The 23,644-nt window shown below is 66.7% G+C and carries 27 protein-coding genes and 1 pseudogene; 14 read left to right on the forward strand and 14 right to left on the reverse strand.

The window, feature by feature from the left end; all coding sequences use genetic code 11:
* The first annotated feature begins 7 nt into the window (after window positions 1–7).
* Both JNL31_RS18470 and JNL31_RS18475 read left to right on the forward strand, forming a co-directional pair.
* Window positions 8–673 (forward strand): class I SAM-dependent methyltransferase, encoded by a 666-nt coding sequence (locus JNL31_RS18470; protein ID WP_294976588.1) that lies wholly within the window; start codon window positions 8–10, stop codon window positions 671–673.
* Window positions 670–1,698, forward strand: coding sequence for a polysaccharide pyruvyl transferase family protein (locus tag JNL31_RS18475; RefSeq protein WP_294976590.1), 1,029 nt, complete (start codon window positions 670–672; stop codon window positions 1,696–1,698). Before JNL31_RS18470 ends, JNL31_RS18475 begins: the two co-directional genes overlap by 4 nt.
* Here the strand turns inward: JNL31_RS18475 and JNL31_RS18480 are convergent.
* Complete coding sequence (locus JNL31_RS18480; RefSeq protein ID WP_294976593.1) at window positions 1,676–2,704, reverse strand: N-acetylneuraminate synthase family protein; 1,029 nt, start codon at window positions 2,702–2,704, stop codon at window positions 1,676–1,678. The genes JNL31_RS18475 and JNL31_RS18480 overlap by 23 nt on opposite strands.
* Before the next feature lie 50 nt (window positions 2,705–2,754).
* Complete coding sequence (gene thpR / locus JNL31_RS18485; protein ID WP_294976597.1) at window positions 2,755–3,297, reverse strand: RNA 2',3'-cyclic phosphodiesterase; 543 nt, start codon at window positions 3,295–3,297, stop codon at window positions 2,755–2,757.
* A 278-nt stretch (window positions 3,298–3,575) separates the two neighbouring features.
* On the opposite strand from thpR, the gene JNL31_RS18490 reads away from it, so the two are divergent.
* Both JNL31_RS18490 and JNL31_RS18495 read left to right on the forward strand, forming a co-directional pair.
* Window positions 3,576–4,052, forward strand: a complete 477-nt coding sequence (locus JNL31_RS18490) for an NUDIX hydrolase (RefSeq protein WP_294976600.1) — start codon at window positions 3,576–3,578, stop codon at window positions 4,050–4,052.
* 54 nt (window positions 4,053–4,106) lie between these two features.
* On the forward strand, window positions 4,107–4,547 hold the full coding sequence (locus JNL31_RS18495) for a DUF1178 family protein (protein ID WP_294976603.1): 441 nt from the start codon (window positions 4,107–4,109) through the stop codon (window positions 4,545–4,547).
* 165 nt (window positions 4,548–4,712) lie between these two features.
* Here the strand turns inward: JNL31_RS18495 and JNL31_RS18500 are convergent, their stop codons facing one another.
* Window positions 4,713–5,210: a winged helix DNA-binding protein gene (locus JNL31_RS18500; RefSeq protein WP_294976605.1), complete on the reverse strand. Its 498-nt coding sequence runs from the start codon at window positions 5,208–5,210 to the stop codon at window positions 4,713–4,715.
* Between the two features lie 77 nt (window positions 5,211–5,287).
* A complete protein-coding gene (locus JNL31_RS18505) occupies window positions 5,288–5,563 on the reverse strand; it encodes a succinate dehydrogenase assembly factor 2 (protein WP_294976608.1) in 276 nt (91 codons plus the stop codon).
* Between the two features lie 84 nt (window positions 5,564–5,647).
* On the opposite strand from JNL31_RS18505, the gene JNL31_RS18510 reads away from it, so the two are divergent.
* Genes JNL31_RS18510 through JNL31_RS18520 form a run of 3 tightly spaced genes read left to right on the forward strand, consistent with a single transcriptional unit; the run spans window position 5,648 to window position 7,644 of the window.
* Window positions 5,648–6,850: a pyridoxal phosphate-dependent aminotransferase gene (locus JNL31_RS18510; protein ID WP_294976611.1), complete on the forward strand. Its 1,203-nt coding sequence runs from the start codon at window positions 5,648–5,650 to the stop codon at window positions 6,848–6,850.
* Window positions 6,851–6,859: 9 nt separating this feature from the next.
* Window positions 6,860–7,240, forward strand: a complete 381-nt coding sequence (locus JNL31_RS18515) for a bleomycin resistance protein (RefSeq protein WP_294976614.1) — start codon at window positions 6,860–6,862, stop codon at window positions 7,238–7,240.
* Window positions 7,237–7,644, forward strand: coding sequence for a hypothetical protein (locus JNL31_RS18520; protein WP_294976617.1), 408 nt, complete (start codon window positions 7,237–7,239; stop codon window positions 7,642–7,644). The genes JNL31_RS18515 and JNL31_RS18520 overlap by 4 nt, the downstream gene beginning before the upstream one ends.
* A gap of 69 nt (window positions 7,645–7,713) precedes the next feature.
* Here the strand turns inward: JNL31_RS18520 and JNL31_RS18525 are convergent, their stop codons facing one another.
* Window positions 7,714–8,037: a 2Fe-2S iron-sulfur cluster-binding protein gene (locus tag JNL31_RS18525; protein WP_294976620.1), complete on the reverse strand. Its 324-nt coding sequence runs from the start codon at window positions 8,035–8,037 to the stop codon at window positions 7,714–7,716.
* Between the two features lie 107 nt (window positions 8,038–8,144).
* On the opposite strand from JNL31_RS18525, the gene JNL31_RS18530 reads away from it, so the two are divergent.
* Window positions 8,145–8,558 carry an OB-fold nucleic acid binding domain-containing protein gene (locus tag JNL31_RS18530; protein WP_294976623.1) on the forward strand — a complete coding sequence of 138 codons (414 nt, stop codon included), beginning with the start codon at window positions 8,145–8,147 and terminating at the stop codon, window positions 8,556–8,558.
* A 104-nt stretch (window positions 8,559–8,662) separates the two neighbouring features.
* Here the strand turns inward: JNL31_RS18530 and JNL31_RS18535 are convergent, their stop codons facing one another.
* The 5 genes from JNL31_RS18535 to gor all read right to left on the reverse strand — a co-directional run bounded on the left by JNL31_RS18535 (window position 8,663) and on the right by gor (window position 13,975).
* The gene (locus tag JNL31_RS18535; protein WP_294976751.1) at window positions 8,663–10,057 is read right to left on the reverse strand and encodes a Do family serine endopeptidase; all 1,395 of its coding nucleotides are present in this window, start codon (window positions 10,055–10,057) and stop codon (window positions 8,663–8,665) included.
* A 215-nt stretch (window positions 10,058–10,272) separates the two neighbouring features.
* Window positions 10,273–10,461, reverse strand: a complete 189-nt coding sequence (locus tag JNL31_RS18540; protein ID WP_294976626.1) for a DUF2065 domain-containing protein — start codon at window positions 10,459–10,461, stop codon at window positions 10,273–10,275.
* Entirely contained in the window at window positions 10,458–11,354 is an 897-nt protein-coding gene (locus JNL31_RS18545) for a protease modulator HflC (RefSeq protein WP_294976754.1), read from the reverse strand. Before JNL31_RS18545 ends, JNL31_RS18540 begins: the two co-directional genes overlap by 4 nt.
* Window positions 11,351–12,541, reverse strand: a complete 1,191-nt coding sequence (gene hflK / locus JNL31_RS18550) for an FtsH protease activity modulator HflK (RefSeq protein WP_294976629.1) — start codon at window positions 12,539–12,541, stop codon at window positions 11,351–11,353. Before hflK ends, JNL31_RS18545 begins: the two co-directional genes overlap by 4 nt.
* Before the next feature lie 75 nt (window positions 12,542–12,616).
* Window positions 12,617–13,975 carry a glutathione-disulfide reductase gene (gor, locus tag JNL31_RS18555; RefSeq protein WP_294976632.1) on the reverse strand — a complete coding sequence of 453 codons (1,359 nt, stop codon included), beginning with the start codon at window positions 13,973–13,975 and terminating at the stop codon, window positions 12,617–12,619.
* Window positions 13,976–14,127: 152 nt separating this feature from the next.
* Between gor and JNL31_RS19195 the strand changes: the two are divergent.
* Window positions 14,128–14,749 (forward strand): annotated as a pseudogene (locus JNL31_RS19195) (hypothetical protein).
* Between the two features lie 110 nt (window positions 14,750–14,859).
* Here the strand turns inward: JNL31_RS19195 and rpiA are convergent.
* Entirely contained in the window at window positions 14,860–15,645 is a 786-nt protein-coding gene (rpiA, locus tag JNL31_RS18565) for a ribose-5-phosphate isomerase RpiA (protein ID WP_294976636.1), read from the reverse strand.
* 95 nt (window positions 15,646–15,740) lie between these two features.
* Window positions 15,741–16,367 (reverse strand): hypothetical protein, encoded by a 627-nt coding sequence (locus tag JNL31_RS18570; protein WP_294976638.1) that lies wholly within the window; start codon window positions 16,365–16,367, stop codon window positions 15,741–15,743.
* Between the two features lie 76 nt (window positions 16,368–16,443).
* On the opposite strand from JNL31_RS18570, the gene JNL31_RS18575 reads away from it, so the two are divergent.
* The 4 genes from JNL31_RS18575 (at window position 16,444) to JNL31_RS18590 (ending at window position 20,320) form a co-directional block, all read left to right on the forward strand.
* Window positions 16,444–17,142, forward strand: a complete 699-nt coding sequence (locus JNL31_RS18575) for a glutathione S-transferase (protein WP_294976640.1) — start codon at window positions 16,444–16,446, stop codon at window positions 17,140–17,142.
* Window positions 17,139–17,804 carry a glutathione S-transferase family protein gene (locus JNL31_RS18580; RefSeq protein WP_294976642.1) on the forward strand — a complete coding sequence of 222 codons (666 nt, stop codon included), beginning with the start codon at window positions 17,139–17,141 and terminating at the stop codon, window positions 17,802–17,804. The genes JNL31_RS18575 and JNL31_RS18580 overlap by 4 nt, the downstream gene beginning before the upstream one ends.
* Window positions 17,804–19,183, forward strand: a complete 1,380-nt coding sequence (locus JNL31_RS18585) for an L-serine ammonia-lyase (protein ID WP_294976644.1) — start codon at window positions 17,804–17,806, stop codon at window positions 19,181–19,183. The genes JNL31_RS18580 and JNL31_RS18585 overlap by 1 nt, the downstream gene beginning before the upstream one ends.
* A 198-nt stretch (window positions 19,184–19,381) precedes the next feature.
* Window positions 19,382–20,320, forward strand: a complete 939-nt coding sequence (locus JNL31_RS18590; RefSeq protein ID WP_294976647.1) for a DMT family transporter — start codon at window positions 19,382–19,384, stop codon at window positions 20,318–20,320.
* Here the strand turns inward: JNL31_RS18590 and JNL31_RS18595 are convergent.
* Complete coding sequence (locus JNL31_RS18595; RefSeq protein WP_294976650.1) at window positions 20,295–20,963, reverse strand: thiamine diphosphokinase; 669 nt, start codon at window positions 20,961–20,963, stop codon at window positions 20,295–20,297. The two genes, JNL31_RS18590 and JNL31_RS18595, sit on opposite strands and share 26 nt — an antisense overlap.
* A 137-nt stretch (window positions 20,964–21,100) precedes the next feature.
* Here JNL31_RS18595 and JNL31_RS18600 point away from each other — a divergent pair, with 137 nt between their 5' ends.
* A complete protein-coding gene (locus JNL31_RS18600) occupies window positions 21,101–23,347 on the forward strand; it encodes a hypothetical protein (protein ID WP_294976653.1) in 2,247 nt (748 codons plus the stop codon).
* A gap of 27 nt (window positions 23,348–23,374) precedes the next feature.
* Here JNL31_RS18600 and JNL31_RS18605 read toward each other — a convergent pair whose 3' ends face one another.
* Window positions 23,375–23,620 (reverse strand): DUF2842 domain-containing protein, encoded by a 246-nt coding sequence (locus JNL31_RS18605; RefSeq protein ID WP_294976656.1) that lies wholly within the window; start codon window positions 23,618–23,620, stop codon window positions 23,375–23,377.
* Window positions 23,621–23,644 lie beyond the last annotated feature (24 nt).

Here is a 23,644-nt window from a genome sequence, read left to right on the forward strand (position 1 = left end):
GATAGCGATGGACAAGCTTCTGGAGGCCTATTCGGGCGACAAGGCGCGCGGCTATGATGCGCGGCGGTCGCAGTCGAAACGCTGGAAACGCGAAGTTGCCGCGATGGAGGGCATGCTTGCCGCGATCCGCCCGGCAACCGTGCTGGATTGCCCCTTCGGCACCGGTCGCTGGGTCGAGCAGTACGAAGCCATCGGTGCCAGCGTAACCGGGGTCGACCTGTCGCAGGGCATGCTGGATGAGGCGGCCGGGAAGATCGCAACCCTTCCGACCGACCGTCGGTCGGCCTATGTCCTGCGCTGCGCCAGCATCTTCGACCTTGCCCCTGCCCCCGGCCCGGCGCCCGAGCTTGCGGTCTGCATCCGCTTCCTGAACTGGGTTCCGTTCGCCGATGCCGAACGCGCGCTGGAACGGCTTACCGCGCTCGGTTCGCCCGCGATGATCATCGGGGCCAGCCTTGTCCCTGATGACGCCGGCCCCTTGCGCAGGCTGTGGTATCGCCTGTCGCTCGGCCTGATCAACCTGCGCTCCCGGAACAAACCGCAGCAGCATGTTCACCGCGAGACGGCATTTCTTGCCAGCCTGACGCGCCTCGGCTGGCGGGTTGCGGACCGACGCGAGATCATGCGCCGCAACGCCAGGGTCAATTCCTTCTTCCGCCTCGAACGCGCATGACGGACGGGCGGCGCGTCCTTCTGCTGAACGACACGGACGAAGGCGGCACCCATTTCGGCTGCATTCGCGTGATGCGCACAATTCGCGATGAGCTCTCGCAGCGCGGGTTGACCGACCTCCCCTCGATCAAGGTCGGGACCGACTGGCGGCACGATCCGGCCCTCACCGCACAGATCGACGCAGCCGACCTGGTGGTGATCAACGGCGAAGGCACCCTGCACCACGGCAAGCGGCGCGGGCGCTGGCTTATGGAGGCAGGTGCCCGGGTCAAGGCGCGCGGTGGCCGCGTCGCGCTGATCAATGCGCTCTGGCAGCAAAACCCGCCGGACTGGGGCGCAATGGCACGCGACTTCGACATTCTCGCCTGCCGCGACAGCCGGTCGATGACCGATCTTGCAGCAGAGACCGGGCGCGACGTCACCTGCCTTGGCGACCTGTCGATGCTGCATCCCTGGCAGGATCCCGGCGCAAGGCGATCCGGTGTCATGGTGGGATGTTCAGTCCATGGCAAGGTGACCGAGTCCCTCGCCCGGTTTGCCGAGGAGGGCGGGCATGATCTTGTCCCGGTGACAACGGTGATCAAGGCGGTTCCCGCCCGCCTGACGGGCTGGCGGCGCTGGCTGCGGGCCCGGCGTTGCGACTGGCAGAACCGCAGGTTCATCGCCCGGCACCCGACAACCCGGCTCGTCGCCGATGACGCAGCCTATCTTGCCCAGCTGTCGCGTCACAGCCTTGTCGTCACCGGACGCTTCCATTCCGTCTGCCTTGCGATTCTCTCGGGGACGCCGTTCCTTGCCGTCTCGTCGAACAGCTGGAAGATCGAGGCCCTGATCGCCGACATCGGCCTTGATCCCGCACGGGTCCGCCCGCTTGCCGACCTTCGAGAGGCGACCCTTGCCGAACGCGACTGGAGCTATTCCTCAGAGGAGAAGGCCGCCATTGCGGCAAGCCTGCAACGCTGGCGGCTTGAAGGTCGCAACCTGTTTGACCAGATCGCCGCGCTTATCCCAGATCGGCCCACTTGAGCTGCGTGTTCCGCGTCACCGCCCGCGTCAGCCGTTTCCCCAGCACCTTGTCGAAGTCATAGGCCGCGATCTCGCCTGACCCCGGGCGGCGGGCCCAGATGTCGGTTTCGGCGATGACATGGCCCTCGGCCAGGTCGCGGTCGGCCACGACCGAGCCGCGGGCGAAGCGATAGACGTCTTCCTCCGGGGCGGAGCGGCTCTTCGGGTTGTTGGCGGCGATCCATATTTCCTTCGAGCGGTCGATCAGGAAGCGCAGTTCCGCCGGGTCCATCGAGTTGATGATGTCGGGGCCCTTGCGGTAGCGGCTGTCGGTGTAGTGGCGCTCCAGGATGCAGGCGCCCAGCGCGACCGAGGCCAGCGCCATTTCCGGGCCGATGGAATGATCGGAAAAGCCGACAACGGCTTTTGGGAAGGCCTGTCTCAATTCGGTAACGCCCCGCAGCGAGACGATCTCCGCCGGGCTGGGATACAGGTTCGTGCATTCGAGAAGCGCATAGTCGACCCCTGCCTTGTCCAGGATCTCGACCGAAGCGCGGATGGTTTCAATCGTTTGCATCCCCGTCGACAGGATCACCGGCTTGCCCTTGCGCGCGATGTGGCGGATCAGCGGCAGGTTGTCGGCCTCGCCACTGCCGATCTTGTAGGCCGGGACATCCTGCGTCTCCAGCCAGTCGGCGGCGGCGCGGGAGAAAGGGGTCGAAATCCAGATCAGCCCCAGGTTTTCGGTATAGCGCTTCAGCTCCGCCTCTTCGTCCAGCGTCAGCGCGCAGCGTTCCATCACATGCCAGATCGAGACATCGGCATTCGGCGGGAAGATCGACTTCGCCTCCTCGGTCATCTCGTCTTCGATGATATGGGTCTGGTGCTTGATCATCTCGCAGCCTGCGCCCGCCGCCAGCCGCACCATTTCCTTTGCCACGGAAAGATCTCCGCCGTGGTTGATGCCGATCTCGGCGATGACAAGCGGCGGATGGTTCTGGCCGATCTCGCGGTGGGCGATCTTCATGGGGCACTCCTTGGGCTTGGGTCCCGTGCTGCATGAGGCGCCTGCGCCTGTCAAGCCAAGGGGTAGCGGGCCAGGGGCCGGTACTGCGGACCCCTGCCGGTCAGGTGGCTTTGCCAAAGCGTCAGGTCACGGACCTCCCAGGGTTCCGTGCAAAATCCCGCCCCCATGGCAACGGCGCGTTCCAGCCGGGCGGTGTCGGCGGGGTCCGGCACCGGAAAGCGGCCCAGCGTGACATGTGGCACAAATTTGCGGGCATCGACCCTGCAACCGGCGCGGCGGGCGATCGTCTCGACCTTGGCCTGCAGATGCATCAAGGGCGCCGAGGGGGCAACCCCGGCCCAGGCAGTGTGCGGCCTTGCCTTGCCGAAAAGGCCAAGCCCTTGCAGAGCCAACGGAAAGCCGTTTTCCCGCAGCGCCTCGAAGCCCTCATGCGCAGCCTCGATCATCGGTTCGGGGCAGTTTCCAAGGAAGACCAAGGTCAGGTGCAGGTTCTCGGGCTCGACCCTGCGTGGCAGCGGCAGAAGGAACTGCTGGACCTGAAGCGCGCCACGGATGGCGGGGGGCAGGTCCAGACCAAGGAAGGCCCGGATCATGCAGCGGCCCGGCGCGGGTCGGAACCGGTCGTGTTACGGGCTGTCCGGCCCCTGGTCTGGATGCCTTTGTTCGTCATGCGGCCGGAAGGTAGGGCATTCCGACCGGGCTCGCGATCAATTCCATGGGAAAACACTATAATTTCGGCCTTTCCCATGTCATATTCATTACCGAGGATAATGGGCAGCGGCCAGACCCGGGAACCGGGCGGCCAAGTGGGCGTGACATGGGTTGGCAAGACAAGATAGCGGCACCAGGGGCCGACGCGGGTAGTACGCGCATGCAGTATGGGGCGTTGTGCTGGCGGCTCGCTGAAAAGGATGTCGAGATTCTTCTGATCACCAGCCGCGATACCGGTCGCTGGGTAATCCCGAAGGGTTGGCCGATGCCGGGGCTTTCACCGGAAGCCGCGGCGGCGCAGGAAGCCTGGGAAGAGGCGGGGGCCTCCGGCACGATGAACCCGCTTTGCGTGGGGCGCTACGGCTATCAGAAATGCCTCTCCGTGACGTCATCGGTGCCCTGCGCCGTCGCGGTCTTCGGAATGCGCGTCGACAAGCTGGCCAAGACATTTCCCGAGGCGAAGGAACGGCGGCGCAAGTGGTTCCCGCTGCGGGAGGCTGCGGAAATGGTGGCCGAGCCGGAGCTGGCGATGATCATCGCGGGGTTCATCCCCCCGATCGCCGGGCGCGCTGCGCCAATCACGGGGGATGACGACGATGCCCCGACACCTGCGGCGCGGAAACGCAAGGGTCATTGACCTTTCGTCAGCAGTGCCTAGCTATCGGAAGTGTCGTCTGCGGGACGTCGGGAAATGATCCGTTACAGCCTCAAATGCGCGGCCGGGCATGGCTTCGAAAGCTGGTTCCAGAATGCTGCGGCCTTTTCGGCGCTGCTGACGGCCGGACAGGTGTCCTGTCCGGTCTGCGGCAGTGACGCGATCGAGAAGGATCTGATGGCCCCCGCCGTCCGTCCGGCCCGCAACGCCGCCCAGGCCGTGCCGTCGGACCGGCCCGACCTCTCTGCCCCCGCCTCGGCGATCGAGGAGAAGATCGCGGCCCTGCGGCGGCAGATCGAGGAAAACTCGGAATATGTCGGACTGAACTTCGCCGCCGAGGCGCGCCGGATTCATTCCGGTGACGCGCCGGAGCGGTCGATCCATGGCGAGGCCAAGCCGGACGAGGCCCGTCAGATGATCGAGGACGGGCTGCCCGTCGCGCCCCTGCCCTTCCTGCCCGCCCGCAAGGTGAACTGAGCCGGGGGCCCGGACCTGTCCACGGTGGACAGATTTTCCAAGCTCATGAAATCAATGGGTTGCGCGCGGGCGTTCAGGCATTCTTAAGATTCCCCGCCCCGGGTCCCAGCTTCCTCCTGGCAAGAAATACTCCGCCGAAGGTATGATCCCGGGCCGGGCCGAGCGTCAGTAGATATACCGGATCTGTTCGGTCCAGAACCGTTCCATCCGCTTCAGCGACATGTTGATCTCGTCCATGCCGGAGGCGTCGATCAACCCGCGCCTTTCGATCCCGTCGGAATGTCGGGCGAAAAGATCGGACAGAAGCCCCCGGACATGGCGGCCCTTTTCCGTCAGCTTCACGCGGACCGAGCGGCGGTCGATTTCCGAGCGCTGGTGGTGCATGTAGCCCAAGTCCACCAGCTTTTTCAGATTGTAGCTGACGTTCGAGCCCTGGTAGTAGCCGCGCGACTTCAGCTCGCCCGCCGTCACCTCGTTCTCGCCGATGTTGAACAGCAGCAGCGCCTGGACCGAGTTGATTTCCAGGATGTTCAGGCGTTCGAATTCATCCTTGATCACGTCAAGCAGCAGCCGGTGCAGCCGTTCGACCAGCGCCAGGTTGTCAAGATAGCAGGACAGGAACGCCTTTTGCGATCCGTCCAGCAGCGGGGCATAGATTGTCATTCCGTTTCTCCACCGTTCGCACGGGCGCAGAATCGGCACAAAGCACAAACATTCCGTAAACTTGCAGAGAACTGCGCCTAGTTTCCGCGCGTCAGTCGCGTTTCGGCGAAGGCGGTGATCCGCGCCAGGAGCGGCGCCAGCACCGGCGGCGGCGCGGATTGGCCGAGGATCCAGGCCATCAGGTCCTGGTCATTTTCAGCCAGCAGGGCGTCGTAGGTCACAAGATCGGCCTCTGACAGCCCGGCAAGATGCGCGTCGGCAAAGGGGCCCAGCACGAGGTCCATCTCCTTGGTGCCCCGCCGCCAGGAACGCATCGCCATCCGCTTCAGGCGTGCTTCAGCCGTCTCGCCCATTCTGGCTCCGTTCCCGCTTGAACCGCATCCGGGCGGACCCTAAGACAGGCCGAACGGAAACTCCACCACCGAAAGGGGCGGTTCATGGCCTTCCTGTCCGACACGCTGGCGCGCGTGAAACCCTCGCCCACCATCGCCGTGACCACGAAGGCGCAACAGCTGAAATCCGAAGGCAAGGACGTGATCGGCCTTGGCGCGGGAGAGCCGGATTTCGACACGCCCGAGAACATCCGCGAGGCCGCCAAACGTGCCATCGACGCTGGCCGCACCCGCTATACGGCCGTGGACGGCATACCGGAGTTGAAGGCGGCGATCTGCTCCAAGTTCCTGCGCGAGAACGGGCTGACCTACACGCCGCAGCAGATTTCGGTGGGCACCGGCGGCAAGCAGATTCTCTACAACGCGCTGATGGCAACGCTGAATCCCGGCGACGAGGTGATCATCCCGGCACCCTATTGGGTGAGCTATCCCGACATGGTGCTGCTGGCGGGGGGCGTTCCGGTCCCCGTGGTCGCGGGAATCGAGACCGAGTTCAAGCTGACCCCCGCGCAGCTGGAAGCCGCGATCACGCCGAAGACCAAGTGGTTCATCTTCAACTCGCCGTCCAACCCCACCGGGGCGGGCTATACCCGGGCGGAGCTGAAGGGGCTGACGGATGTGCTGATGCGGCATCCCCAGGTCTGGGTGATGTCGGACGACATGTACGAACACCTTGTCTTCGACGATTTCGAGTTCTGCACTCCGGCGGAGATCGAGCCCGGGCTTTACGACCGCACGCTGACCTGCAACGGGGTGTCGAAGGCCTATGCGATGACGGGCTGGCGGATCGGCTATGCCGGGGGGCCGGTCGCGCTGGTCAAGGCGATGGGGACGATCCAGTCGCAGTCGACCTCGAACCCCTGTTCGGTCAGCCAGTATGCGGCGCTGGAGGCCTTGAGCGGCCCGCAGGACTTCCTGGCCGACTGGCGCAAGGTGTTCCAAGGGCGACGCGACCTGGTGGTGTCGATGCTGAACCAGGCGAAAGGCATCCGCTGCCCGAAGCCGGAGGGAGCGTTCTACGTCTATCCCGACATCTCGGGCTGCATCGGCAAGGCCACGCCCGCGGGCACGGTGATTTCCAACGACGAGATCTTCGCGACCGCGCTTCTGGAGGAAACCGGGGTGGCGGTGGTCTTCGGCGCTGCCTTCGGCCTTTCGCCCAACTTCCGGGTCAGCTACGCTACTTCGGACGAGGTTCTGCGCGAGGCCTGCTCGCGCATCCAGGGCTTCTGCGCCGCATTGGTCTGAAAGGACATCATGGCCGACCGGATCACCGCCAATCTTCCGGCCCGCGACTTTGCGGCAACGTCGGCTTTCTATGACACACTCGGCTTCCGCGAGGATTTCCGCGACGAGGGCTGGATGATCCTGAAGCGCGGGCCCATGGTGCTGGAGTTCTTTCCGCATCCCGACTGCGACCCCAAGACCAGCTGGTTTTCAGCCTGCATCCGGGTGGACGAACCCGACACGCTGCTGGAGGAGTGGCGCGCGGCGGGACTGCCTGCCGACCACAGGTCGATCCCCCGCCTGACCGGATTTTTCAAGCAGGGGGCTGCGCCGCGGATGTTCGCGCTGGTGGATGAGAACGGCAGCCTATTGCGGGTGATCGACAACCGCGACGCCGGAGAGCCTGGATGAGTGCCGATCTTCCCGACTACTATTTCCGGGTGCGCGAGAATGGCGCGGCGGTGTTCCGCTTGGGCACCGAGAACCGCCAGCGCCGGATCGAGATGGACGAGATCGCCACGGTCAACGTGAAGAACGGCAACATCAAGCCGCATGGCGAGGTGGAGCTGACCGAGGCCGACCGGACGGCCATCCGGGACTGGCTGGCGGCGCGGCAGGCGCAGCTGGCGATGCGCGAGGTCGATGACATCCTGCGCACGGTCGACCACCTGAACCTGACGACGCAATGGGCGCAGTCACGCGCGACGGACGCGCAGCTTGAGGCGGTGACGGACGCGCTTCTGCTGGCGATGCACGACCTGCGCACGATGCTGGTCCGGCGCAAGTCGGACCGGCTGGGGAAAGGCGAGGGCTGACGGCTTGCCGTTCGGCTTTGTCTCCGCGTCGCCCTGCGAGCCGGGACGAAGCGTGGGCGAGCCGTGGCTTCAGATCTGCTTTTCCGGCATCTCGACGCGCAGCCCGTCAAGCGCGTCGGAAACCTTGATCTGGCAGGTCAGGCGCGAGCGCACCGGATCGGGGTTCCAGGCGAAGTCGAGCATGTCGGCTTCCATGTGGTCCTTCTTCGGCAGTTTCTCGACCCAGGCCGCGTCGACATAGACATGGCAGGTGGAACAGGCGCAGGCGCCGCCGCAATCGGCCTCGATCCCCGGAATGCCGTTGTCGCGCGCGCCTTCCATCACGGTCAGGCCATTCGCGACCTCGACCACATGCTCTTTGCCACTGTGTTCAACGTAGGTGATCTTCGCCATTCTCAGGTCTCCCGGGATCGTCTGCCCGTGACATAGGCCAGCGCGGCCGGATTTGCCAGAGGGTGCGCAGACTTGCCTCGTCCCGCAAATGTTCTAGTATTGTTCGCATGACCGCCCATACCCCCCTCCCCCCTGCCACCACCTCGCGCGCGGGACCGTGGCCCCGCCCTCCCCGGGCATTGCAGGCTGCGCGGCTGGGCGAACCCCCGGCCGGAGCGCGGGTCACGGTGGCGGGGCTGGTCCTGGTGCGGCAAAGGCCGGGTACGGCGAAGGGGGTGATCTTCCTCACGCTGGAGGACGAGACTGGGGTGGTGAATGTCGTCGTCTGGGCCAATGTCTACGAACGCTTCCGCCGCGCGGTGATCGCCGGGCGGCTTCTGCGGGTGACGGGCAAGCTGCAGCGCGAGGCGGGGGTGGTGCATGTGGTGGCGGAACGGATCGAGGACCTGTCGCCGCTGCTGGACCGGCTGCTGGAGCCGGGGTTCCGGCACGACGACGCGCGGGCGGGGGATCAGTCATAGGGCCGGAATCCAAATTCCTTAAGGACGGAATTTGACAAGTTTCTTGCTCAAGAAATTTGGCGGCGAGGGATCCCGCCGCCAATCAAACCCTTGAGCCGAGGCTATTATTCGATCGACAGCGCCACGAAGCGCGGGTCGCCGCCGCGCCGGACGAGAAGCAGGATCGACTTGCGGCCCGCGTCCTTCGCCTCCCTGATGCGGTCCTCCAGGTCCTGCAGGCGCACGACCTTCTGCTGCCCGGCCTCGGTGATCAGATCGCCCTCGACCAGGCCCTTGGTGAAGGCTTCCGATGCCTGGTCGACCTTCATGATCATCAGGCCCTCGGACCCGGCATCAAGACCGAGGCGCGAGCGCATGTCGTCGCTGAGCGGCGCCAGCGTCAGGCCCAGCGTCTCCATCTCTTTCGGCGCCTCGGGCGCGGGCGAGGAGGCGGGCATCGTCTTGGCCTCGGCATCCTCGCGGCGGCCAAGGGTGACGGCCAGCGTCTCGGTCCGGCCGTCGCGCAGGACGATCACCGGCACCGCCTCGCCGATCGGGGCGTCGGCGACGCGGCGCGTCAGATCACCGGCGCTGGTCACGTCATTGGCCCCGAAGCGGGTGATCACGTCGCCCGACTGGATGCCTGCGTCCTTGGCCGGGCCGTCCGGCACGTCCGTGACCAGCGCACCCTTGGCATCCGCCATGCCCATCGACTCGGCGATTTCCGGGCTCATGTCCTGGATCCGCACGCCCAGCCAGCCGCGCCGGGTTTCGCCGAATTCCTTCAGCTGGTCGACGACCTTGGTCACGACGTTCGAGGACATCGAGAAGCCGATCCCGATGGAGCCGCCGTTCGGCGACATGATCGCGGTGTTCACGCCCACGACCTGCCCGTCCATGTTGAACAGCGGGCCGCCCGAGTTGCCGCGGTTGATGGCGGCATCGGTCTGGATGAAGTCGTCATAGCTGCCGGAAAGCTGGCGCCCCCGCGCCGAGACGATGCCCGCAGAGACCGAAAAGCCCTGGCCCAGGGGGTTGCCCATCGCCATGACCCAGTCGCCGACGCGCATCAGGTCGCTGTTGCCGAAGCTCACGAATTCCAGCGGCTTGTCGCTTTCGACCTTGAGGAGCGCGATGTCGGTCTTCGGATCGGTGCCGACTAGCTTGGCCGTCAGCCGCTCGCCCGAGAAAAACTCGATCTCGATCGAATCCGCGCCTTCGATGACGTGGTTGTTGGTGACGATGTAGCCGTCCTCGCTGACCACGAAGCCAGAGCCCAGCGCCTCGGACCGTTGCGGGCCGCCCTGGCCGGGGCCGCCGAAATCATCGAAGAAGTCCTGGAAGGGACTGCCCTCGGGTACCATGGGCATGCCGTCGGTGGGCGCGGCGATCATCGCGCTGGTGGTGATGTTCACCACGGCAGGGCTGATCTTCTGCGCCAGTTCGGCAAAGCTTTCGGGCGCGCCGAAGGCCTGCACGTCGCTGGCCGGCGCCACGCTGAGACCGAAGCCCAGGACCAGTGCCAGAAGCGTGCTGGAGCGCAGGGCGTTACGGATGGAAGGGGTGAGATCGGGCAAGATGCGAACTCCTGTTCAACAGATCTGGCGACGGTGGCGTTCCACTCTGGAACCCTGCCGCGTCGGCGTTGAAGAAACAGTTAGTCAAAGCCCCCCGCAATGCAAACCCTGTCGCGGCGCATCAAAGGGATGTGAATGCATTTGTCATCCGGGCCGGTTCAGGAGGGACCGGCGAGCCAGACCAGAGCGACCCCGAGAGCCAGAGCGACCAGCCCGATCACCCGCCGCTGATCGACGCGCAACGAGGCGATCAGCCGCAAGGCATCCTCGATCCGGCGGGGGGCCAGTGCCAGCACCAGCCCCTCCACCGCCAGCACCAGACCCAGTGCCAGGATGATATGGCTCACGGGGCCGCCGGGGCCTCGGGCGCCGTCGGTCCGCGATCCGACCGCAGGTAATCGAAGAACTCGCTGTCGGGCTGCATCACGATCGAGGAATTGCCGCCCTTCAGGCTGGTCTCATAGGCTGCGAGCGAGCGGATGAAGGCGAAGAACTCGGGATCCTTGCCATAGGATTCGGCAAGGATGCGGTTCCGTTCGGCATCGGCCTCGCCGCGGATCACCTCGGCCTGGCGCCGGGCGTCCGAGGTCAGCTCGACCACCGTCCGGTCCGCCGCAGCCCGCACGCGCTGCGCCGCCTCGCCGCCGCGGGCCACTTCGTCGGCCGCTTCGCGTTCGCGCTCGGCCCGCATCCGGGCGAAGGTCGCTTCCAGGTTCTGCTCGGGCAGGTCGGTGCGGGTCAGCCGCACATCGATGACATCGACGCCCAGTGCCGCGCCTTCGCGCTTGGCGATGGTCAGGATCTGGTTCATCAGCCCGGCCCGATCCTGGGACAGGACCTGTTCCTGCGTCGCGTTGCCCAGCACCTCGGGGATGGCCTGGGACAGGATGTTGCCCAGAAGCTGCTGCGCCCGATCCTCGCCCCCGGTACCGACCGACTGGCGGAACTCCACCAGATCGACGATGCGCCAGCGGGCAAAGGCGTCGACCACCAGGCGGCGGTCGGACAGGAGCGTTACCTCGATCGGCTGGGTCTGCAGGCCGAGGATGCGGTCCTCATAAAGGACCACATCCTGCATCAGGGGGATCTTGAAGCCAAGGCCCGGCTCTTCCTTCACCTGCATGACCTGTCCGAACTGCAGGACCAGCGCCTTCTTGCGTTCGTCGACGATGAAGACCGAGGACAGAACCAGCACCAGAAGGACGACCAGCGCCGGAACAAGATACATCGCGCGCATCAGTTGGTCCCTCCCGCAGAACCCGCAGTCTGGCCGGCGCCCTGGGCCGGGCTCATCCGGCCAAGTTCGTTCAGGGGCAGGAAGGGAACCACGCCCTGACCTGCCTCGCCGCCGCTCACACCGTCAAGGATGACCTTGTTCATGCCGCCAAAGACCCGCTCCATGGTTTCCAGATAGAGCCTCCGCCGCGTCACCTCGGGCGCCTTCACATATTCCGCAAAGACCGAGAGGAAGCGCGCGGCCTCGCCCTGGGCGGAGTTCACCGCTTCGGCGCGGTAGCCTTCCGCCGCTTCCAGAAGCCGCGCGGCCTCACCCCGGGCGCCTGCCGTCACCTTGTTGGCATAGGCGTCGGCCTCCTTTTCCAGCCGGTCGCGCTCCTGCTGCGCCGCCTGCACGGCGCGGAAGGCGTCGATCACTTCGCGGGGAGGCTGGGCGACCTGGAGGTTGACGCGGATCACGGTGATCCCGGCGTTATAGCTGTCCAATGTCGCCTGGACGGCGGTCCGCAGGTCGGCGGCAATCACGCCCCGATCGCGGTTCAGGATCGGCGACAGCTCCGAGCGGGCGATGATGTCGCGCATCGCGCTTTCGCTGACCGCCTTGATGGTCAATTCCGGTTCCGCCAGGTTGAACAGGTATTTCTCGGGGTCCGAGATGTTCCAGACCACCTGGAAGCCGATGTCGACGATGTTCTGGTCGCGCGTCAGCATCAGGCCAGAGTCGCTGCCGGCCGCCTGGGTGCCGATGTCGGTCGTGCGTTCGCCCGTCACCTGGACCTTCTCGTAGCTCACGATGGGCCAGGGCGCGAAGTTCAGCCCCGGGTCGCCGACGCCCGAGCTTTCGCCCAGGAACAGCTCGACCGAGCGTTCCTCGGGCCGAACGGTGTAGAACGACATGAAGGCCCAGACCGCGACCAGCGCCAGCGCGCCAAGCGCCATGCCCTGCCGGGTGAAGATCGGACTGCCGGGATCGCCACCGGGACCACCCGTCCCGCGATTGCCGCGCCCTCCCATCAGCACGCGCAGCTGTTCCTGCCCGCGTTTCATCAGCTGGTCGACCTCGGAGATTTGCGGTCCGCCCTCGCCGCGCCGACCGCCGCGACGGTCGTCGTCGTCGTTGTTGCCCCTGCCGCCCCGGTCGTCTCCGCCCGGGCCACCGCCGCCGCCCCAGGGACCGCCACTTCCTGCCATTGATCAGAACCTCTTCTTACGCTTTTCCCTAAGCTGGTCATATCCGGCCGGAAATCAACCCACCGTGACCCCGTGTCAGGCCGTTCGCACCGGTTTTCGCATCGTCACCAGTTCTTCCGCCATCGTCGGATGCACCGCGCAGGTGGCGTCGAAATCCTCTTTCGTGGCGCCCATCCGGATCGCGATGGCGGCAAGCTGGATCATCTCGCCGGCTTCGGGTGCGACGATATGGCAGCCAAGGACCTTGCGCGTGGCCTGGCTGACGATCAGCTTCATCAGCACCCGTTCCGGCCTGCCCGCAAAGGCGGTCCGCATCGGGCGGAATGCGGTGGCGTAGACCTCGATCGACTCCTGTTCGCGCGCGGCTTCCTCGGAAAGGCCGACCGAGCCGAGTTCCGGCTGGGTGAATACGGCCGAGGCGACAAGCTGATGGTCAAAGGTTGTGGGTCTTGCGCCAAAGACGGTGTCGGCGAAGGCATGGCCCTCGCGGATGGCGACCGGGGTCAGGTTGATCCGGCCGGTCACATCGCCCACGGCGAAGATCGAGGGCACGGCGGTCTGGCTGTAGGCGTCCACCGGAATCTCGCCGGTGCGGCCAAGCTCCAGCCCCAGCGCCTCAAGGCCAAGTCCCGCCGTGTTCGGGCGGCGGCCGGTGGCGTAGAGCACCAGGTCGACCTCGCGTTCCGACCCGTCGGAGCCGGTGACGCGGATGCCGGTCGGGGTCTTTTCCAGTTTCGTGACGGCGGTGCCGAGGTGGATGCCGATCCCCGCCTCGCGCATCGCGTTGGCGACATGGCCGCGCACTTCGTCATCGAAGCCGCGCAGGATCTGGGCGCCGCGGTAGTACTGGCTGACCTCGACCCCCAGGCCATTGAGGATGCAGGCGAACTCCCCGGCGATATAGCCGCCGCCGACCACCAGCGCGCGTTTGGGCAGCGCGTCGAGGTGGAACATCTCGTTCGAGGTGACGGCAAGATCCGACCCGGGAAACTCCGGCACGAAGGGCCAGCCGCCGGTGGCGACCAGGATGTGCTTGGCGGTGAACTCCTCGCCGGTGGCGAGCCTGACCCGGTGCGGATCGACGATGGTGGCGCGGGTGTCGTGGACGACGACCCCGGCGTTTTTCAGCGTCGTGCGGTAGGCGGCTTCCAGGCGGTCAAGCTCGGCCTCCAGCCGGTTGCGGAACACGCGCCAGTCGAAGGTGCCGCCCTCCGCCTTCCAGCCATAGGCCTGCGCGTCCTCGAACATGGCCGGGAAACCGCTGGCGAAGACCATCAGCTTCTTCGGCACGCAGCCCCGGATGACGCAGGTGCCGCCCATCCGGCTTTCCTCGGCCAGGCCCACCTTCGCGCCCCAGTCGCCCGCCGCGACCCGCGCCGCCCTGACCCCGCCCGAGCCGCCGCCGATGACAAAGAGATCGTAGTCGAAGGCCATGATGGATCCCGCCTGCCGCATAGTCGCGACCACAGCTATGCGCTAATGCCGCGCCGCGAAAGCCCCGGAGGACGTTTTTCGGTCCCCCCGCACAGATCACGTTCGTCGTCGACTTCCCCGAGCGATGGGCCCCGGTCCGGCGCACCGACAACATGCTGTCGCCGGCGCTTGACTGGGGGACGACCCGGCACATGTCCCCAGATAGCGGGCGATCCGGCCCTTCTGCGATGGACGGAACGCGATGATTCCGCCAATATCAGGGTTCTCATGGAGGTGAGCCTTGGCAACCTCATTGCTCAGGTTCCGGAGGTTGCGGATGCAAGATACGACTTTCAGACCAGAAGCTTCCGGGATGGAACTGACCGACGCATTCTTGACGATGGTAACAACAGTGCCGGGATCACGGGTGCTGAACGAGGCATACCTTCCTCCGGCGACGGCGGAACCGTCCGATCTGGTGAAGGCGAGTCCGTATCTGATGGAACTGCTGCAACTTGGGATGGATTCACGAGAAGTCCAGCGCCGCGCATTGGGCGCGCAACGCCTGAAAGAGGCTTTCTCCGCGATACCCTGGCACGTCGAGAAAGCGGAGCGCTACGCGGATCACTGGAACATTCTCTATGCCAGCCGGGTAAACTGGTAAGCCCCGCGCGCACCTTCCATTTCGAGAGCGACAAGCCGAGATCGCACGTTTCCCAGATCGCCGACGCCGACTTCGGCGCGATGACCCGCGAGATGAACGCGGAAATGGCGCGCACCGGGCTGGCTGGCTAGGTCAACGGCCAGGTCGTCAAGAACCTCTACAGCCGCTCCATTGGGCAGTCCATCCAAGGCAGGTTCGATGTGACCCGGGACCAGAGCGGCGGGGGTTGGTTGCGCCAGCCTCAGTCCAGGTCGGCGAAGATGTTGCGGCTTTCCGACATGTCGACCGAGCCATTCTCGACCTTGCCCGAATTGATGTCGCGCACCGTGACCCGGCCATCGCCATGGCCGATCACCACCACGTCGCAGATGTCGATGAAAAGCCCGTTCTCGACCACGCCGGGGATCTGGTTCAGGACCAGCGCCAGCTGCCGCGGGTTGCCGATCCGCGTGAGGCTGAGGTCCAGGATGAAGTGCCCCTCGTCGGTGCGGAGCGGCGCGTCCTTTGCCATCCGCAGCGCCACATCCCGGCTCATCACATCCAGGCTGTAAAGCGTTTCCTCGATCAGGGCCTTCGTCGTCTGCCAGCCGAAGGGAATCACCTCGACCGGCAGGGGGAAGGCACCAAGCTGGGCCACTTCCTTGGCCGCATCCGCGATCACGATCATCCGGTCGCTGGCGGTCGCGACGATCTTTTCCTGCAAGAGCGCCGCGCCGCCACCCTTGATCAGGTTCAGATTCGCGTCGAATTCATCCGCCCCGTCGATGGTCAGGTCGAGCCATTTCGTTTCGTCCAGAGTGACGACCGTCAGCCCGAGGCTTCGCGCCAGGTCCGCCGTGCGCGAGGAGGTCGCGACGCATGTCACCGACAATCCCTTGTCCCGGACCCGTTCGGCCAGGCAGCGCACCATCCAGGCGGCGGTCGACCCGGTGCCAAGTCCCAGCTTCATGCCGTTTTCCACGAAATCCACCGACCGGCGGGCGGCCACGAATTTGGCCTGGTCGATCGGCGAAAGTTCGGCAGCCATGGATTTCCCCCGTGTTAGCTGACCCGAGATAGCGCAAAGGCCGCCGAAGGGCGAGAGACTTCGCAACGGCAGCCTACGCAGGCTTTGTGGCACAATCAGGTCGCATCGGACGCCCGCGCGACGGCGGCCGAAACCTCCGCCACGCTCAGCGCGCCGTCGCCATTGGCATCAAGCCGCAGCATCGCGCGCAGGAGGCCCGCCTCCTCCTCGCCCAGCGCGGCCAGCCCCGCCGCAGCCCCCGCCGCTGCCATCTCGCCCGCATCGACCACCGCGTCGCCATCGGCATCCGCCGCCGCAAACTGCCGCTCCATCCGGCCCCGACCCTGCGCGCTTGCCGCGTGCTGGACAGTTGCCAGCTCATTGCGGTCGACTGAGCCATCGGCATCCAGATCCATCGCAAGAAAGCGACGCATCGCACTGGCCCGCGCCCCTGCCCGCTCCAGCGCGACATGCGCCTCGATCCCTTCCAGCCGCAGCCCGCCCGGCCCGCCGAAACCCGCGATCAGGTCGATGGCCCGCGCCTCGAACCGGGCGGGATTGCGCGCCATCTCCTCGGCCAGCGCATCCTCCTCGGCCCGGGCCGCCCCGGCCAGCAGAAGCCCCGCTACCATGATCACCGCCCGTCGCCGCATCATCGACCCTTTCGCATCCGTCGCGCCCGAGCCTGCCCCGAAGAAGGTTGATGATCGGTTAATGCCTTCGGGTTCTTCGGCGCGCGGCATCACAATGCTGCGCAGTCCCGCGTCATTCGGTCGCTTTTCGCCTTTCCCCGGCGCAAAACTTCGCCATCTTGGCAGGATGGCTTCTGGACCACCGATGTACACGCTGCACTACGCCCCGGACAACGCGTCGCTGATCATCCGGCTGGTGCTGGACGGGGCGGGCATCCCCTATCGCACCGTGCTGGTCGACCGGGCAAAGCGGCAGCAGGACAGCGCCGCCTACCGCGCGCTGAACCCGACCGGGCTGATCCCGACGCTGGAAACGCCGGTCGGGCCGATCACGGAAACCGGGGCGATCCTTCTGTGGCTGGCTGACACCCATCACCTTGGCCCCGGCCCCGGTGATCCGGACCGGCCCGTCTTTCTCAAGTGGTTGTTCTTCCTGTCGAACACCGCGCATGCCGACCTGCGCCAGATCTTCTACCCGCACCAGTACGCCCCGGTCGACGCCCATGCCGGGTTCACCGAGATCATGGCCAACCGGATGCTGCGCCATTTCGGGCTGCTCGACGCCGCCGCGGCACAGGTGCCGAAGCTGTTCGCGCCGGGCCGACCGCTGGGCGTCTATGCCGTGGTCCTGACCCGCTGGGCCGCGCTTTACCCCGAAACCGGCCCGCGCTGGCTGGACCTGTCCGACTTTCCGAACCTGACCGCACTTGCCCGGGCGCAGGAAGCCCGTGTCGAAACCCCCGTTGTCGCCCGCGCCGAGGGGCTCGGGGCCCATCCCTTCACCCGGCCCGAACAGCCGAACCCGCCGGAAGGAAGCGTGCTATGACCCTGACCCTGCACCATGCCCCCGACTTCGCCTCGACCATCGTCCGCTTCGCGTTGGAGGAACTGGAGCTGCCCCATACGCTCGCCATCGTCGACATCGAGGGCGGGGCGCTGGCCAGTCCGGAATACCGGCGGGTGAACCCCGTGGGCCTGATCCCGGCGCTGGAAACCGATCATGGCCCGATGTTCGAGACGGCGGCGATCCTTCTGTGGCTCGTCGACCAGACGGGGCGCCTGGGCCCTGGCCCCAGGGACCCGGACCGCGGCCCCTTCCTGTCCTGGCTCTTCTTCACCTCGAACGCGCTGCATCAGGCGGCCCTCGCCATGTTCTACCCGCACCGCCCGGCGGGCGAGGCGAACTCCGCCGCCGCCCAGGCCGCCGCGCAGGACCAGATCACCGCCCGCCTCGGCCTGATCGAGACGCTGATCGAGACGCAATCCCCGCGCTGGCTGTCACCTGACCACCCCGGCGTACTGGGCTATTACATCGGCATCCTGGTGCGCTGGCTGATCCTGCTGCCGCCTTCGCCCTACGGCATTGATCTGGCGGACTTCCCGCATCTCCGCGCCGTTCTCGCCGCGCATGAGGCCCGCCCTGCGGCGCAGCGTGTCGCGGCCTCCGACGGCCTTGGTCCCACTCCTTTCACCAATCCGGGTTCCTGATGTTTCTCTCTGTCTTCGACATGTTCAAGGTCGGCATCGGCCCGTCGTCCAGCCACACGATGGGTCCGATGGTCGCCGCCGCGCGCTTCCTCGACGGCTTGCGCGCCTCGCCCTTCCATTTCCACGGGCTGAGGGCGTCGCTGCATGGCTCGCTGGCCTTCACCGGGGTCGGGCATGCCACCGACCGGGCGACGATCCTTGGCCTCGCGGGCTTTGCCCCCGACAGCTATGACGCCGACAAGGCCGAGACCGCCCTTGCCCGTATCCGCGAGACGAAGACCATCGAGGCCCCCGGTCTTGGCACCCTCGCCTTCGACCCGTCGAAGGACCTGACCTTCGACTATGGCCCTGCCCTGCCCGGCCATGCCAACGGCATGGTCCTGAAGGCGACCGACGCCCAGGGTGACGTGATCCTGGAGGAGACCTACTATTCCATCGGCGGCGGCTTCGTGCTGACCGAGGCCGAGCTGGCCGAGGCCGGAGGGGCCAAATCGAAGGCCCGGGCCGATGTGCCATATCCGTTTGAATCCGCTGCGGAAATGCTTGAGATGGCCAGGAAATCCGGCCTTTCCGTCGCGCAGATGAAGCGGGCGAACGAGCTGAAATTCCGCACGGCTGCCGAGCTGGACGCCGGGATCAACCGCATCTGGCAGGTGATGAACGACTGCATCTCGCGCGGCATGAAGGGCGAAGGTATCCTGCCCGGAGGCCTGAAAGTGCGCCGCCGCGCCAAGGGCATCCACGACGCGCTTCTGGCCGAACGCGGGCTGAACCTGACGCCGCCGCACACGATCAACGACTGGATGAGCCTCTACGCCATGGCGGTCAACGAGGAGAACGCCGCCGGCGGCCAGGTCGTCACCGCCCCCACCAACGGGGCCGCAGGGGTTGTCCCCGCCGTCATCCGCTACTGGCTGGACCACGTCCCGGGAGCCAGCGTCGCGAAGGTCGGCGATTTCCTCCTCACCGCCTCGGCCATCGGCGGCCTTTGCAAGCACAACGCCTCGATCTCCGGCGCCGAATGCGGCTGCCAGGCGGAGGTGGGCAGCGCCGCCGCGATGGGCGCCGCCGGATTGGCCGCCGTGCTGGGCGGCACCCCCGAACAGGTGGAAAACGCCGCCGAAATCGCGTTGGAACACCACCTCGGCATGACCTGCGACCCGGTGAAGGGCCTCGTCCAGGTGCCCTGCATCGAACGGAATGGCCTCGGCGCGATCAAGGCGGTCTCCGCCGCTTCCCTTTCCCTGCGCGGCGATGGCCAGCACCTCGTCTCGCTGGACGTCTGCATCGAGACGATGCGCCAGACCGGCAAGGACATGCACGAGAAATACAAGGAAACCTCGCTCGGCGGTCTTGCGGTCAACGTGCCGAACTGCTGACGCCAAGCCCTTTCACATTTGCCCAAGTATCCCACGGGGGTTTGGGGGTGTGAACCCCCCAAGACCCGAGGAGGAGGGCGAAGTCCCGACGACGAGACAAAGGACTTGCGCGTCAGCGCTCAACTAGAAAACCGCCCCAACCCCCGCGATGTCGCTTTCAGGCAGGCGACCCGCGCAACCACCGGCTAGGCAACCCTCATGACCCGCGACACGACCCTCCAGGGCGTCATCCTGATGCTCGCCTTCTGCGTGATCGCACCGCTTCTGGACGTGGGCGCCAAGCTTGCGGCCCAGAACGGAATCCCCGTCGGCCAGATCACCGCCGCCCGCTTCGTGGTGCAGACCGCGCTGATGCTGCCGGTCGTCCTGCTCATGCGGCTTTCCATGGCGCTCTCGGGCAAGGCGCTCGCCTACACCGCGCTGCGCGCGCTCCTTCTCATCGTCTCGACCTTCGCCTTCGTCTCCGGCATCCAGGTCATGCCGCTCGCCGATGCCCTCGCCATCGTCTTCGTCGAGCCGTTCATCCTGCTGATTCTCGGCCATTTCCTGTTCGGCGACCAGGTCGGCCCGCGCCGCATCGCCGCCTGCGCCGTGGGCTTCGTCGGCGTGCTTCTCGTCATCCAGCCCTCGCTCGCCGCCTTCGGCCTCGTGGCACTCTGGCCGCTCGCCACCGCCGTCCTCTTCGCGCTCTACATGCTGGTCACGCGCGGGATTTCGACGTGGATGCACCCCGTCACCATGCAGTTCCACACCTCCTGGACCGGGCTCCTCCTCTGCATGCCGGTGATGCTCCTCGCCGACGGTTCCGGCATCCCCGCGCTTGATCCGGTCTGGCCCATGGGCTGGAACTGGCTCTGGCTCTTCATGGTCGGCTTCTTCGCCGCCGTCAGCCACATGTGCATGACCTACGCGCTGAAATTCGCCACAGCCTCCGCGCTGGCCCCCCTGCACTACCTGGAGATCGTCACCGCCGTCACCCTCGGCTACCTGATCTTCAACGACTTCCCGAACGCCATGACCTTCGCAGGCATGGCGATCATCGTCGCCTCGGGCCTCTACATCATCCACCGCGAACGGCTGTCCGCGAAGGCCAAGGCGCGTGAGCCGCAGATCAGCCTGCTGCCAGAAGAGCCCTGATCGCCGCGTCCAGCCGCCGCCTGGGCAGGATCACCAGCATCCCCCGCCGGTCGAACTCCAGCACGACCTGCCGCGCCCTGACCCGGTTCGAGGTGCCGATCATCCCGTCCGGCGCGAAGCTGATCCCGGCAATCGGCCATTCCAGCCCCGCGCTGCGACCCGTCACCGGCGCCATCGGGAACAGCGACAAGGGCTCACCCGGCCCCAGCGCCAGCTCCAGCCGCGACGGGGCGGCAAAGGCCAGGTCCTTTGGCCCGATCAGGATGCAGCGCCGCTCTGCCCGCGTGATCAGCGTCGCCATCGCCGCAAGCCCGTGGTCCATCCGCGCGCCGGCAAAGCCCAGCGCCAGCACCAGCGGCGCCTCGATCAGCCGCAGCGCCTTGTCGAAGTCGGTGGTCGCCTGTTCCGCGACAAGATGCTGGCGCTCGACGGGAATCCGCGCCCGCGCCGCGGTCGAGATCGAATCCATGTCGCCGATCACGGCTTCGGGCATGGCACCCAGGTTCAGCAGGCGATCCGCCCCGCTGTCCGCCGCCACCGGCACCGGGGCCCGCTTCAGGGCAAGTGCCAGATCGCGCGCAGAAAATGGGCCCCCGCCCGCCAGCGTTACACCTTGGGTTGACTGGACAATCGGCAAATTCATGTAAGACTGTATCCAATTAAGGCAGGATTCCCGGGGTCCGGCCACAATCAATCCATCAAATTACCCCCGTCTGTCCATGCAATAGGACGGTCGCAGGGTAGTATGGCGCGACGAGCAAGGCGAAAGGCTGTCCAGTCATGACCAGTGAAAGCAAGATCCTGACCGTGTCCTACGGCACATTCAGCTGCACGCTGGAAGGGTTCGACAATCCCTTCGACACGATGAAGGCCATCGCCGAATATTTCCGCGACCTCGCCGCGCAGGACCGCCACTTCGGCGCCGAACCGCCGCCGCCCGACGCCGCCATGCTGCACCGCCTGGCCGAGCGTGAGGTCTCGCGCCTGGCCGCCAGCAAGGCCGACGACAGCGCGCGCCTGCATGCCCCGGCCGAGGCTGCCGTCGCCGAAGGTCCGGTCGCGCCCCGCATCCAGATCAACCCGGTCAACCGCCGTCCGGCGCATCCCCCGGTCGAACCCGCCGCACCGGCCGAGGACGACGTCTCGGCTCCGGAACCCTCGCTGCAGGACGTGATCCCCGATGGCGTCGCTGCCAAGCTCGCCCGCATCCGCCGGTCGGTCAGCCCCGCCGTGCCGGAAGCGGCGGCCTCGTTCACGCGTTTCGCCGCCGATCCGGACCTTCAGGGCGAAGACCTGAGCCCGCCGCTGCCCGAGGTCGCCGAGGCCGTGCCTGACGATGCCGACTTGGGTATCGCCGCTGCCGAGGTGCAAGCCGACGCGCCTGCCGAAGAACCGACCCCGGCAGAGGCCGCCGATTCTGTCGCTGCGCGCCTCGGCGCCCTGATCGCCAGCGACGTGACCACGGCCTATGACGAGGAAGAGCCCGCCGTTGCCCCCGCCGCGGATTGGGCCGAGGAAACCATCGCCGAGGAGGCAGCGCCCTTCGTCGAGGTCGAGGCCGATTTCGTCGCCGAGGCGGAACTGCCCGAAGCGGTCGCCGTTGAACTGACCTCACCCGAAGACCTCGATCTGGCCAGCCAGGAAGATGATCTGGCGCTCTTGGCCGAACTGGATGGCATCGCGCAGGACGAAGCCCGGATCGCCGCCCTCCCGGACGACGTCCTGCCCGAAGACCTGCCGGTCGAGATCGACCTGGCCGAGGCCATGCAGCAGGATCCGCTTCCCGAGGCCGTCGCCGCCGATATGTCCGTTGACGCGCTTCCCGAAGCTTCGGAGGCGGTAGCCGAGCCTGTGGCAGCGGCGGAGGTACTTGCCGAAGCGACCGAGGCGCTGGCCGAGGTCGAAGTCCCCGCAGAAGCGGCCGTCGAACCCGAGGCCGAACCCGTTGCCGAACCCGAGGAACCTGCCCCGCCGGTCAGCAAGGCCGGGTCGCGGGCGCGGCGCGTCAATTCGCGCGTGGTCCGTATCCATCCCGACGATGCCGCGCTCGACCCCGAGGGCAACATCGACCTTGGCGCGACCCGGGTGCTGGCCTCTGCCAACGAATCCGATGAAATCTCCCGCCTGATGCAACAGGCCGAAGAGGTCATGGCCGAGGACGAGAACCGCCGCCGTCACGAAGCGCTGTCGCGCCTCAAGGCCGCCGTTGCCGCGACCGAAGCCGACCGCGCCGATCTCGACTACGAGGCGCCGAAGGTGGAGGCGAACCTCGACCCCTACCGCGACGACCTGGCCGAAGCGATCCAGCCCGACAACATGCCCGAGCCTCCCGCCGCGCCCGAGGTCAAGCCGCGCCGCAAGTCGATGACGATCCGTCCGGCGGCAGAACCGCGTCCGGGCACCATCCGCCCCGGCATGATCAGCCCACCGCCGCTGGTGCTGGTCTCGGAGCAGCGGATCGACCGCGTGCCCTCGCCCGGCGCCGCCCCAGCCCCGGTGCCCGCTGCCGCGCCGTCAAAGGCGCCTGTCATGCCCGGCATCAGCCCCTCGCTGCCCGAAGGACAGCCGATGGTTGCGCTTCGCACCGGCCGCCTCTCCGGCGCGATCGGGGCCGGGGCTGCCGTCGCCGCCTCGGGCATGCCGGTGCGGAACGTCGTTCTGGACAAACCCTCCTTCGGCATCGCCACCGAGGCCGAGGAAGATGAGGAGCTGGCCGAAGACAGCAAGGAGATCGACGAGCGGGGCTTCGCCAGCTTCGCCGAAACGGTTGGCGCGAAGTCGATGGCCGAGATGCTGGAAGCCGCCGCCGCCTATGCCACCTGCGTCGAGAACCGCAGCCAGTTCACCCGCCCGCAACTGATGCGGCGGATGATGGCCTCGGCCGGCACCAAGACGGTCAGCCGCGAGGATGGCTTGCGCAGCTTCGGCACGCTCCTGCGCACCGGCCGGATCGAGAAGGTGACGCGGGGCCACTACAGCCTGGCCGACACTTCGCCCTACCTGGCCGAGGCCCGGCGCCTGTCCTGAGGATTCAGCAAGCCCTTTTCAGCAAGTTCAGACGGACGGGTCCTGCCCGTCCGTCTTTCCTGCATCCGGCTCCGGCTGGCCGATGCCCCGGAAGATGAAGCGGAACGGCAGCGCCCAAAGGAACCCCAGCCCGACATAGATCGCCAGCTCCAGAAGGAAGGGCGGCCGCTCGATCAGGTCAACCAGCGTCACGGCCGCCACCACATAGACCGGCAGCCCGACCAGCAGGATCACCAGCGCCCAGCGCCTGCGGGCCTTGTAGCCTAGCGCCATGTCCGTCCCCCGAACCCGACCCTC

Origin of the sequence: Tabrizicola sp., from assembly GCF_016792905.1 — a bacterium.
GTDB lineage: Bacteria > Pseudomonadota > Alphaproteobacteria > Rhodobacterales > Rhodobacteraceae > Tabrizicola.